The following is an 11,688-nucleotide window of genomic DNA, read 5'->3' as shown; positions in this document are numbered from 1 at the left end:
CACAGGAGGATCCCGATGACCGTCGTCACGCCGCAGCTCCCCGCCCCGGGCACCGTCACCATGTACTCGACCGCGTGGTGCGGGTACTGCCGGCGGCTGCGCACCCAGCTCGACTCCGAGGGCATCGGGTACACGGTGGTCGACATCGAGGAGCAGCCGGGGACGGCGGAGTTCGTGGAGCAGGTCAACGACGGCAACCGCACCGTCCCGACCGTCGTCTTCCCCGACGGCACCGCAGCGACCAACCCGTCGCTGCTCGACGTGAAGGCGCGCCTGACCGCCTGACCCGCCGTCGGAGGCCGCGTCAGCCGGGCAGCTCCTTCCCGTACCACTCCTCCACGAGGGCGCGGGCGATCGACGGCCGGCCCGGCAGGCCCACCTCGCCCGCAGCCACGCCCGCGGCCAGCTCCTCGCGGGTGAACCAGCGCGCCGCGGTCACCTCCGCGCCGTCCACCTCGACGTCGGTCGCCACGGCCCGCGCCCGGAACCCGAGCATGAGCGACGCGGGGAACGGCCACGGCTGGCTGCCGCGGTAGACGACGTCGCCGGGCGCGTCGCCGATCACGACCGACGTCTCCTCGGCGACCTCCCGGCGCACCGCCTGCTCCAGACCCTCCCCCGGCTCCACGTAGCCGGCGAGCGTCGAGTAGCGGCCCTCCGGCCAGTGCGCGGCGTGCCCCAGCAGCAGCCGGTCGGCGTCGTCGACGACCGCCATGATCACCGCCGGGTCGGTGCGCGGGTAGACCTCGACGTCCTGCGCCACGCAGCGGCGCACCCAACCGGCCTGCTCGACGACGGTCGGCTCGCCGCACCGCGGGCAGCGCTCGTGCGACGCGTGCCACGCGGCCAGGGCCACCGCCTCCGCGGCGAGCGCGTCACCACGCCGCCCGCCCACCTCGCGCAGCCCGGCCCACGCGTGCTCGCGCGCCAGCCGCGAGGCGGGCGCGGCCGGGGAGACGCCCTCGATCCCCACGGCGTCGGCGTCCGCCTCGTCGGGCAGCACGAGGCCCAGCAGCCCCGCGCCGTCCTGCTCGCCGAGGAACAGCCAGCGGTGCCCGGGCACGTGCGCGTCGGGCCGGTCGGCTCGCTCGGGCTCGGCCGGGAGCCCGTCGACCGCCGCGACGTCGACGAGGAGCAGGTCGCCCGCGGCGTCGACGGCGACGCGGCCGCGCAGCACCAGCACGACCCGGGTGGCGGGGTCGCCCAGCAGCCGGGCCGGCAGCCCCGGCTCGGCGCGGCGCTCGGCCGCCCGGTCGTGGGTGGCGTGCGTGAAGGAGAGGTCGGGGATCGCAGAGGGGGCCGTCACGCCTCGACCGTACCCGCGGCGGCGGGGCCCCGGGCGCACGGCGTGAGGACGGTGGGACGACGGCGGACACGCGCGCCGCGGTGCTCCCGGGCGGACCCCGGCAGCGTCTACGGTGGGCGGGTGCCACGCAGTCCGCTCGCCCTCGCCGCCCTCGCGACGGCCGCCGTCCCGGGCCTGGACGCCCGCTCGGTCCGCCCCGAGGAGCTCCCGGGCGACTACGACGTCGCCGTCGTCACGGCCGACGACGGCGTCGACTGGCTCGTGCGCGCGCCCCGCACCACCATGGCCGGCGCCGCCCTCGAGGCCGAGACCGAGCTGCTCGAGGCGCTGCACCTGTACGTCGACGCCGGCGTGCTGCCCTTCACCGTGCCGCAGGTGGCCGGCTTCGCGCTGCTGCCCGAGGGCGGGCGCGCCGTCGTGCACCGGCACGTGACGGGCACCGCGCTCGACCTCGAGGCCCTGCGGCCCGGCCCCGGCCTCGCCGCCGACCTCGGCCGCACCCTCGCCGCGGTGCACGAGCTGCCCGCGTCCGTCGTCGAGTCGTGCGGGCTCCCGTCGTACACCGCGGCCGAGTACCGCGAGCGCCGCCTGGTCGAGCTCGACGAGGCCGCCGCGACCGGCAAGGTGCCGCCCACGCTGCTGCGCCGCTGGGAGGCCGCGCTCGAGGACGTGGCCCTCTGGCGCTTCCAGCCCGTCGTCGTGCACGGGGACCTCGCCACCGACCAGATGCTCGTCACCGGTGGGCGGGTCACCGCCATCAGCGGCTGGTCCGACGCCCGCGTGGCCGACCCGGCCGACGACCTCGCCTGGCTGCTCGTCGCCGCCCCGCCGGACGCGGTCGACTCGATCATGGAGGCCTACCAGCTGCGCCGCACCGAGCTGCACGACGCGCGCCTCGTCGACCGCGCGCTGCTCGTGGGCGAGCTGGCGCTGGCCCGCTGGCTGCTGCACGGCGTCCGCCGCGGCCTGGGCGACGTCGTCGCCGACGCCGAGGCCATGCTCGCCGACCTCGACGAGGCCACCCGCGAGGACGCCCCCGCCTGACCGGCCTCACCGGCCCGCGCGCGCCGGTGCGAGGTCGCGGAAACCGCGGGCTCACCACTTCGGGACGGGCCGAAACACGACCTCAACACCACGGCGACGTGGCCACAACCTGCGGCGACGAGACTCGGCGGCACACCAGCGCCTCCACTCCCGCCGAAGGGTCCGCCATGTCGTACGTGATGCCGCAGGACTTCGTCTCGCAGATGATCGCCACCGGCGAGAAGAAGCTGTTCATGTCCACCCGGGACACGCTCATCCGCTCGTTCATGGGCGGGGCCATCCTCGCCCTGGCCGCCGCGATGGCCGTGACCATCTCGACGAACACCGGGAACCCGCTGCTCGGGGCGGCCTTCTTCCCGATCGGCTTCATCATGCTCTACCTGATGGGCTTCGACCTGCTCACCGGCGTCTTCACGCTGGTGCCGTTCGCCGTCATCGCCCGCCGCCCGGGCGCCACCTGGGCCGGTATGTGGCGCAACTGGGGCCTCGTGTTCTGCGGCAACTTCGCCGGCGCGTTCACCGTGGCCGTGCTCATGGCGATCACCTTCACGTACGGGTTCTCCACGCCGCCCAACGAGATCGGGCAGGCCATCGGGCACATCGGCGAGGGGCGCACCGTCGGGTACGCCGACCACGGCGCGGCCGGGATGCTCACGCTGTTCGTGCGCGGCGTGCTGTGCAACTGGATGGTCTCCACCGGCGTCGTCGCGTTCCTCATGTCGAAGGACACGATCAGCAAGGCCGTCGTGATGTGGATGCCGGTGTTCCTGTTCTTCTACATGGGCTTCGAGCACTCCGTGGTGAACATGTTCCTGTTCCCCTCGGGCCTGCTGCTCGGCGGCGACTTCACCGTCATGGACTACCTGGTCTGGAACGAGATCCCGACCGTGCTCGGCAACCTCGTCGGCGGCCTGACGTTCGTCGGGCTGCCCCTGTACCTCACGCACTACCGCACCCGGCCCGAGCGCCGTCGTCCCGCGCCGGTCGAGACCGTCGCCGAGGAGCGCGTGGCCACGCCGGTCGGCTGAGCCGCCGCCCCCGCCGCCGTCAGACAGCAAACCCCCGAACGAAGGACACCCGTGGACCCGATCATGACCAAGGCCGCCGCGGCCGAGCAGGTCGTCACCGCCCGCCTCCGCTCCGGCCTCACCTGGCAGGAGATCGCCGACAAGGTCGGCGCCCCGGTCGTCTGGACGACGGCCGCCCTGCTCGGCAACCACCCGATGACGGCGGACCAGGCCTCCGCGGCGTGCACGCTGCTCGGCCTGGGCGAGGACGTCGCCGAGGCCCTGCGGCTGCAGCCCTACCGCGTGCGCGACGAGGCCGTGCTCACCGACCCGACGATCTACCGCTTCACCGAGGCGCTGGCCGTGTACGGGCCGGCGCTCAAGGAGCTCATCCACGAGGAGTTCGGCGACGGGATCATGTCGGCGATCAACTTCCAGGTCGACATCGCCCGGCGCGCCCACCCGGACGGCGACCGGGTGGTGGTGACCCTCGACGGGAAGTTCCTCGACTACCGCTGGTGAGCCCTACCGCTGGTGCGGCGCGCCCCGCACCAGCGCCTCCAGCTCGGCCTCGTCGAGCAGGCGTCGGGGGCGGACGGTCGTGCCGCTGGAGACGTAGACGAACGCGGCGGAGACCTTGTCGAGCGGCAGCCCGGTGTAGCGGGACCAGGCGAGCCGGTAGACCGCGAGCTGCACCTCGCGGGCGGAGCGTGCGCCCGCGTCGCGGGGCTCGTGCCCGGTCTTCCAGTCCACGACGACGACGGCCGGCGGCTCGCCCTCCGCGGGGGGCGGCGCGTCGTCGTCGGGGAAGACGGCGTCGATCCGGCTGCGCAGCATGACGCCGCCCACCGGGGTCTCGACGTCGACCTCGACAGCGAGCGGGGTGCGGGACGCCCACACGGACTCCGTGAAGCGCTGCCGCAGCGTCTCCAGATCGACGTCCGGTGCGATCTCGCCGTCCTCGGCGCCCGGCAGGTCGTCGACGTCGACCAGGGACGACGAGGTGAAGAACCGCTCCACCCACTCGTGGAAGTGCGTGCCGCGGCGGGCGTGCACCGTGGGCTCCTGCGGCACCGGCCGGCGCAGCTGGAGAGCGAAGCCGTCGCGGTCCCCGGCGAGCCGGACCAGGCCCGACGCCGACACGTGCGCCGGCATCTCGACCTGCCGCGCCCCCCGCTCCCCGCGCTCCACGAGCAGCGTGCGGGCCAGCAGCACCAGGTCGCGCCCCGCCGCGTCGCGCAGCACGCCGGTCGCGACGCCCTCGCCCTCGGCTCTCGCGAGGTCGGCGCGCGCCGCGTCGACCCGGGCCGCCGACGCCCGCAGGACGTCGCGCGGCGTCGGGCCTTCGGCGTCGACGGGCCCGGGCGGTGCTCCGGCCGCAGGGTCGGGCTCGGCGTCGTCCGCCGCTCCCGACCCGGCGGCCTGCTCCGGCGCGGGCCAGGGCGCGGCGTGCTCCACGGCGTCGCGAGGGTTGCCCGTCGCCGGGTCGGGCTGGTCGGCCCAGCCGCCCGCGTCGACCACCCCGGCCTCGACGAGCTCCGCGAGGAACGGCGAGACGCGCCGCGGCGTGCTGCCCGTGCCCCACCAGTGCGCGGTGAGGAACAGCTCGCGGCGGGCGCGCGTGAACGCGACGTAGGCGAGCCGCCGCTCCTCGGCGAGCCGGTGCGTGCCGCTGTCCGCGCGGAACTGGTCGCGCCGGGCGGCGAGGTCCTTGGTATCGGCCGCCTCAGCCCAGGTGAACTCGGGCAGGTCCGGGGCGTCGCCGCGCAGGTGGTACGGCAGCGCGGAGACGTCGGTGAGCCAGCCGCTGTCCAGGCGCCCCTGCGCCGACTCCGCCTGGCTCGGGAACACGCCGTCCACCAGCCCCGGCACCGCCACCACGTCCCACTCCAGCCCCTTCGCGGCGTGCGCGGTGATGACCTGCACGGCGTCGGGGTCGGGCTCGCGGACCGGCATGTCGAGCCCGCGCTCCTGGTCGCCGGCCACGCCGAGCCACGCGAGGAACGCGCCGAGCGTCGCGACGTCGGCCGACTGCGCGAAGCTCGCGGCGACGTCGCGGAACGCGTCGAGGTGCTCGCGCCCGCGCAGGCTCACCCCCGCGGTGGCTCCGCCGCCCCCGGGGCCGGTCACCGGGGTGAGCGTGTCCGCGAGCACCTGCGCCGTGGCGACCTCGACGTCGAGCCCGAGCGCGCGCTCGGCCGCCACCACCAGCTCGGGCAGCGAGAGGTAGGTGAGGCCCCGCAGCTCGCGCAGCAGCCGGGCGAGGGCGGCCAGCCGGCCGTGGCCCGCGGCGGACAGGACGCGGCCGTCGCGGGCGGGGCGGCCCGGCGCCGGCAGGTCGTCGAGCGCGTCGACGATCGAGCGGTGGTCCACGACGTCGCCCTCGACGACGACGGGGGCGTCGCCGTCCTCCCCCTCCGGCACCTCGTCCCGTGCCGCGGTGCGGTCGCCCGGCCGTGCGCCGTCGGCGCGGGCCAGGTCCGACGCCCACGAGCCGAGGGCGTGCAGGTCCGCGGCGCCGAGGTTGACCCGCGGCCCGGTGAGGAGCCGCAGCAGCGAGTCGCCGCGCGACGGGTCGTGCACGGCCTCGAGCAGCGCGACGACGTCCACCACCTCCGGCGTGGACAGCAGCCCGCCCAGGCCCACGACCTCGACCGGCAGCCCGCGGCGGCGCAGCGCGACCTCGACCGCCGCGAACTGCGACCGCGCCCGGCACAGCACGGCGGCCGTCACCCGGTCGGAGCCGTCCCGGCGGGTCGCGCGGCGCCAGCGCGCCGCGACGAACTCCGCGGCCGCCTCCGCCTCCTCCTCGCTCGTGGCGGCGACGTGCGCGCGCACGACGCCCGTCCCCGCGCCGGGCCGCAGGTCGAGCGGCGGGACGTCGACGCCCGTGCCGGTGTGCCGCGCGCGCTCGCGCAGCGGCGCCGCGGCGACGTTCGCGGCCGCGAGCACGGCCGCGTCGTTGCGCCACGACGTGCTCAGGTAGCGCACGGCGGCCGGCGCTCCCCCGCGCGTGCGGAACCGCTCGCCGAAGCGGGCCAGCCCCGACGCCGAGGCGCCCCGCCAGCCGTAGATCGACTGGTGCGGGTCGCCCACCGCGGTCACGGCGTGCCCGCCGCCGAACAGCCCGGCGAGCAGCTCGACCTGGGCGTACGACGTGTCCTGGTACTCGTCGAGCAGCACGACCGGGAAGCGGGAGCGCTCCGTGGCCCCGACCGCCGGCACCGACCGCGCGAGCTCGGCCGCGAACGCGATCTGGTCGCCGAAGTCCAGCGAGTCCGCGACACGCTTGCGACGCCGGTACTCCGCGACGAGGTCGAGCAGGCGGGTGCGTTCCGCCACCGAGTCGATCAGCCCCTGGATCTCCTTGGTCCGCTTCTTCTGCCGTGGGCCGAGCGGCAGCGCCTCCAGGCGGGCGACGACGTCGGCCAGCGCGTCGCGCGCCTCGTCCACGGGCAGCAGGTGCTCGCCGAGCTCGCCCGACAGCGCCAGGACGGCCCCGGTGACGGTGCTCACCGCCTTGTCGGTGCCGAGGTCGTCGGCCCACGACTCCACGACCTGCGCCGCGAGCTGCCACTGGTTCGCCTCGCCCAGCAGGCGCGAGCCCGGCTCGATGCCGAGCCGCAGCCCGTGGTCGGCCACCAGCGACGCCGCGTACGCGTTGTACGTCGCGACGGTGGGCCGCGCGAGCAGGTCGAGCCCCGACGTCGCGCGGCCCTGCGCGCGGGCGAGCTGCGCGAGACGGGACTGCACCCGCTGGGTGAGCTCCGCCGCCGCCTTGCGCGTGAACGTCAGCCCGAGCACCTCCTCGGGCGCCACGAGCTCGTTCGCGATGAGCCACACCACGCGCGCCGCCATCGTCTCCGTCTTGCCCGACCCGGCCCCGGCGACGACGAGCACGGGCTCCAGCGGCGCCTCGATGACGGCGACCTGCTCGTCCGTGGGCGAGGGCCGCCCGAGCAGCTCGGCGATCTCGCGGGCGGACAGCCGCGGCTCCGCGGGAGCGCGGCGCCCGGACGTCCCGGGGCCGTCGTCCGCCGTCGCGCCGCCGAGCAGCGAGTCGCCGAGCAGCGCGGCGTCGTCGAACAGCACCGCGTCCGGCGACGCGAGGCCCACGCCGGCGAGCTCCGGGAACCCGAGGCCGGCCTCGCGGCCCGGCTCGCCCAGCGCGGCCCACGTCTCGTCCGCGAACGCCCCGGCGAGGTCGTCGCGACCGCCGTGGGGGCGGTCGTCCTGCGGCTCGGGAACGGCCGGGCCGGTGGTGCCGTCGCCGGTCACTCGATCACATTCCTTCCCTCGGGCTGCACGGGGCACGACCGGCGCACGGGGCACATGGGGCACAGGTCGTTCTCGTGCGCGGTGAAGCGGCCCGCCGCCATCGTGTCGGCGGCGCTCTCCACCAGCGCCCGCGCCCAGCTCGACCCGTCCTCGCCGACCTGGAGCGCGGGCTGGTCGCGCAGCGTCGGCGCCACGGTCGGCGTCCCCACGTACACGAGCCGCGCCCCCGCGCTGGGCGTGCCGGGCGGCAGGTCGAGCGCACCCTCGGACACCGCGAGCTGGTACGCGCCGAGCTGCGGGTGCTCGGTGGCCTTCGCGCGGGCGGGCGCGCTACGGCCGGTCTTGAGGTCGGCCACCGTCACGCCGTCGTCGCCCGCGTCCTCGACGCGGTCGATCTTGCCGCGCAGGCGCGCCCGCCCCACGGTGAGCTCGAAGGCCGGCTCCACGAGCAGCGGGTCGCCCGCCTGCCCGTAGTAGGCGGCGAGGCGCTCGATCATCTGCTCGGCGCGGTTCCGCAGCTGGCGCGACGGCCAGCCGTCGGGCAGCGCGAGCTCCGGCCAGCGCCGGTCCAGCTCGGCGCGCAGCTCGCCGAGCGACGCCTTCGGCAGGTCCTCCGCGATCGCGTGGACCAGCGTGCCGAGCGTCTGGTGCGTGGCGTCGGGTGCCGTGGCCCCCGCCGACTCGAACGCCCACTTCAGCGCGCACGTGCTCACGGTCTCCACCTTGGACGGCGAGACCGTCACGACGTCGTCCGGCCCCCACAGCGGCGCGTCGCTGGAGGTCGCGGCCACGCCGTACCAGGTGCGCGGGTCGGCCTCGGCGATCCCCGCGTCCACCAGGTCGGCGAGCAGCGCGGCGGCCACGTCGACCGGTCCGTCGTCATCGGTACGGCCGCCCGCACGGACGAGCGTCGCGCGCGCCTCGGCCACCACGCCGCGCAGGTCGAGCGGCGGGCCCACGGTCACGCGGCGCGGGTCGGCCCCCTCGGCGCCCGCCCGGTCGCCGTCGGGCGGTTCGACCAGGTCGAGGAACACCGACGGCGCGTCCTCGGCGTCCTCGACCGCCGTCACGACCAGCCGGCGCCGCGCCCGCGACGTCGCGACCGCGAACGCCCGCAGCTCGTCCGCGAGCACCTGGCGGCGGGCCTCCGGGCCCATGCCGTGCGCGTCGTCGGAGCGCCCGGCGAGCAGCTCCACGAGCGCCTGCGAGCCGAGCAGCGAGTCGCGCAGCCGCAGGTCCGGCCACACGCCGTCCTGCACGCCCACGACCACGACGACGTCCCACTCGCGCCCCGCCGCGCCCGCCGGGGTGAGCGCCTCGACCGCGTGCGCGCCCACCGCGGACGCCGCGAGCGAGTCGGCGGGCAGGTCCTGCGACGCGAGGTAGTCGACGAAGGCGGCGACCGGGGCGCCGGGCATGCGGTCCACGTACGTCTCGGCCGCGCGGAACAGGGCCAGGACGGCGTCCAGGTCGCGGTCCGCGCGCGCCCCGGCAGGGCCGCCCGCCAGCGCCTGGTCGCGCCACCGGTCCGCGAGCCCGGTGGCCGCCCACACCGCCCACAGCACGGTCTGCGCGGTGGCGCCCGGCTCGCCCGCCGCCGCCCGGCCCGCGGCCAGCACCCGCGCGACGGCGTGCGGGCCGCGCCGCACCGGCGTCGGCAGCGTCTCCGCGCGCGCCGGGTCGTCCAGCACCTCGACCAGCAGCGCGTCCGACGACCGTCCGCCGCCGCCCGACAGTTCCTCCGCCCGCAGCGCGCGCCGCAGGCGGCGCAGCGCCACCGCGTCGAGCCCGCCCACCGGGGACGTGAGCAGCAGCGCCGCCGTCTCGGCGTCGAGGGCGGAGCCCACGCCGGGCTCCCCGAGCTCCTCCGCGAGCAGCCGGTCCACGCCGCCGCCGGCCGCGCACACGCGCAGCGCCGCCAGGAGGGGCGACGCTGCCGGCTCGTCGCGCAGGGGCAGGTCCGAGCCGAGCAGCGCCACCGGCACCGACGCCGCGACCAGGTCGCGGCGCAGCGAGGCCAGCCGGTCGCCGCTGCGCGCCACGACCGCCATCCGCTCCCACGGCGTGCCGTGCAGCAGGTGCTCCGCGCGCAGCTCCCGCGCCACGAACGCGGCCTCCTGGGCCGGCCCGGCGAGCACCGCGACCTGCACGCCCGACGGCCCCACGGCCTCGGGCCCGTCCCCCGCGCCGGGCGACGCCGCAGCCCTCGACCCGTCCTCGCCGTCCGCGTCCGGGCCGCCGTCACCCACCGGACCGTCGTCGTCGGGCCGCGGGGCGGCGCCGCGGTGCAGGGCGCCGGAGACGGTCGCGATGCGCGACGTCACGGCCCGCGTCACCTCCCGCAGCCCCTCCGGCTGCCGCCACGCGGTGCCCAGCACCACGGTGCGCGCGTCGAACGCCCCCACGACGCCGGCGCGCGCGGGCGCGGCGGCGCGCCCGACCAGACCCGGGGACGCGCCGCGGAACCCCTGCACCGCGGAGTCCGGGTCGGCCAGCAGCACGAGCCGGGCCCCGGCGTCGTGCAGCACGTGCAGCAGCCGCGCCGTGGCGACGGTCGCCTCCTGGTAGTCGTCCACGACGACGAGGTCCCAGGACGGGCGCGGCACGTCCGGCAGCTCGTCGTCCCAGCCCGCGAGGGCGTGCGCCGCCTCGTCGATCACGCCCGCCGGGTCGTACCGGGCGCCCGCGTCCGGCGTGCCGAGGCGCAGCGTCGTGACGTCCAGGTACTCCTCGTAGAGCCGCGCGGCGAGCACCCACTCGGGGCGGTCGTGCCGGCGGCCCAGCTCGTCGAGGTCCACCGGGCCGAGCCCGCGCTCTGCGGCGCGCATGAGCAGGTCGCGCAGCTCCTGCCGCAGCCCGCGCAGGCCGAGCGACTCCTCGGGCAGCCCCGGCGGCAGCGCGAGGTCGGTCCCCTCCCCGGACAGGTGCCCCTCGAGCAGCTCGGCCAGCACCAGGTCCTGCTCCGGCCCGGAGACCAGCGTCGGCGCGGCGTCACCGTGCGCCGCAGCCCGCGACCGCAGCACCGCGAACGCCGCCGACGCGGGCGTGCGCACCATCGGGGCCCCGACCGTGCGGCCCGCGCGCGCGGCCACCTCGTCGCGCAGCCGTGCGGCCGACCGGCGCGACGCCGCGAGCACCAGCACGCGCGACGGATCGACGCCGCGCACCCCCTCGCCGCCCGCCATGGCCCGCACCGCCACCGCCGTCGCGACCGTCGTCCGCCCCGTGCCCGGCGCGCCGACCACGAGCGTGACGTCGCCGGCGAGCGCCCTCTCCACGGCCGCCTCCTGCGTGGCGTCCAGCACGACGTCGGCGCTACCGACGGCGGCGGGCTCCGGCGCCACGAGGCGCACGGCGGTGGAGGGAGCTGACGTCACGGGACCGATTCGACCATGCCCCACCGACAGCCCCACCGACAGCCCGACCGACCCGACCGCCCCGCCCCGTGCGACGAGCAGTTTCACCCTCCGCTGACAAGCGCCGTCCGGGCCGGTCGCGGCGCGCGGCCGTGGCTAGGATCGACGAGACGTCCGGGACGACCGGGAACGACGGACGGCCGCTAGACGGCCGACAGACACGCGCCGGCACGACCGGCGCGGCTCGCGAAGGAGACAACGTGGAGATCACGATCGGTGTGCAGAACCTGGCCCGCGAGCTGGTCGTCGAGACCGACCAGACGGCGGAGGACGTGACCGCCGCGGTGCGCAGCGCGATCGCCGACGGGGGGCTCCTGGAGCTCACCGACTCGCGGGGGCGCACCATCCTCGTGCCGACCGCCACGATCGGCTACGTCGAGGTGGGCGCCACCGAGCAGGCCCGGGTGGGCTTCGGCGCCCTCTGACCGTCGGCGCGGCGTCGGCGCGGCGTCGGTCGGCGTCGGTCGGCGTCAGGCGGCGTCGGTCGGCGTCAGGCGGCGAGGCCGAGGCGGTCCATCCGGCGCGTGTGCTCGGCGGTGAGCCGCGAGACGAGCCACGCCTGCGCGGACGCGCCGCCGTCGTCGCTGGCCGCCCGCGCGCGGGGGGGCAGCGCGGGCAACGGGAGGTGCGGCGCGAG

Annotated in this window: 8 protein-coding genes; 5 read left to right on the top strand and 3 right to left on the bottom strand. The window is 77.2% G+C overall.

Annotated features, from left to right (window positions below; genetic code table 11):
- Positions 1-15 precede the first annotated feature (15 nt).
- Positions 16-285, top strand: a complete 270-nt coding sequence (locus ACFCZN_RS12835; protein ID WP_429762638.1) for a mycoredoxin — start codon at positions 16-18, stop codon at positions 283-285.
- A 19-nt stretch (positions 286-304) separates the two neighbouring features.
- On the opposite strand, the gene nudC is transcribed toward ACFCZN_RS12835, so the two are convergent.
- Positions 305-1,306: an NAD(+) diphosphatase gene (gene nudC / locus ACFCZN_RS12830; RefSeq protein ID WP_430557036.1), complete on the bottom strand. Its 1,002-nt coding sequence runs from the start codon at positions 1,304-1,306 to the stop codon at positions 305-307.
- Positions 1,307-1,426: 120 nt separating this feature from the next.
- On the opposite strand from nudC, the gene ACFCZN_RS12825 reads away from it, so the two are divergent.
- From ACFCZN_RS12825 to cynS, 3 genes are all read left to right on the top strand, one after another.
- Complete coding sequence (locus ACFCZN_RS12825; protein WP_429762640.1) at positions 1,427-2,350, top strand: macrolide 2'-phosphotransferase; 924 nt, start codon at positions 1,427-1,429, stop codon at positions 2,348-2,350.
- 167 nt (positions 2,351-2,517) lie between these two features.
- On the top strand, positions 2,518-3,378 hold the full coding sequence (locus ACFCZN_RS12820) for a formate/nitrite transporter family protein (RefSeq protein WP_429762641.1): 861 nt from the start codon (positions 2,518-2,520) through the stop codon (positions 3,376-3,378).
- A gap of 51 nt (positions 3,379-3,429) precedes the next feature.
- The gene (cynS, locus tag ACFCZN_RS12815) at positions 3,430-3,879 is read left to right on the top strand and encodes a cyanase (protein WP_430557035.1); all 450 of its coding nucleotides are present in this window, start codon (positions 3,430-3,432) and stop codon (positions 3,877-3,879) included.
- A 3-nt stretch (positions 3,880-3,882) separates the two neighbouring features.
- On the opposite strand, the gene ACFCZN_RS12810 is transcribed toward cynS, so the two are convergent.
- Both ACFCZN_RS12810 and ACFCZN_RS12805 read right to left on the bottom strand, forming a co-directional pair.
- On the bottom strand, positions 3,883-7,635 hold the full coding sequence (locus ACFCZN_RS12810; protein WP_430557034.1) for a UvrD-helicase domain-containing protein: 3,753 nt from the start codon (positions 7,633-7,635) through the stop codon (positions 3,883-3,885).
- Positions 7,632-11,012, bottom strand: coding sequence for a PD-(D/E)XK nuclease family protein (locus ACFCZN_RS12805; protein ID WP_430557033.1), 3,381 nt, complete (start codon positions 11,010-11,012; stop codon positions 7,632-7,634). The genes ACFCZN_RS12810 and ACFCZN_RS12805 overlap by 4 nt, the downstream gene beginning before the upstream one ends.
- Positions 11,013-11,251: 239 nt before the next feature.
- Between ACFCZN_RS12805 and ACFCZN_RS12800 the strand changes: the two genes are divergently transcribed.
- Positions 11,252-11,476 (top strand): DUF3107 domain-containing protein, encoded by a 225-nt coding sequence (locus ACFCZN_RS12800; protein ID WP_429762645.1) that lies wholly within the window; start codon positions 11,252-11,254, stop codon positions 11,474-11,476.
- The last annotated feature ends 212 nt before the right edge of the window (positions 11,477-11,688 follow it).

This window comes from Isoptericola sp. NPDC056134 (assembly GCF_042264825.1).
GTDB lineage: Bacteria > Actinomycetota > Actinomycetes > Actinomycetales > Cellulomonadaceae > Isoptericola > Isoptericola nanjingensis.
This window is presented reverse-complemented; position numbering and strand designations above follow the sequence as displayed.

What these genes read in the sequence shown, in the direction of transcription:
- ACFCZN_RS12835 (WP_429762638.1), top strand. Translation starts at nt 16, where the DNA reads ATGACCGTCGTCACGCCGCAGCTCCCCGCCCCGGGCACCGTCACCATG.
- ACFCZN_RS12820 (WP_429762641.1), top strand. Translation starts at nt 2,518, where the DNA reads ATGTCGTACGTGATGCCGCAGGACTTCGTCTCGCAGATGATCGCCACC.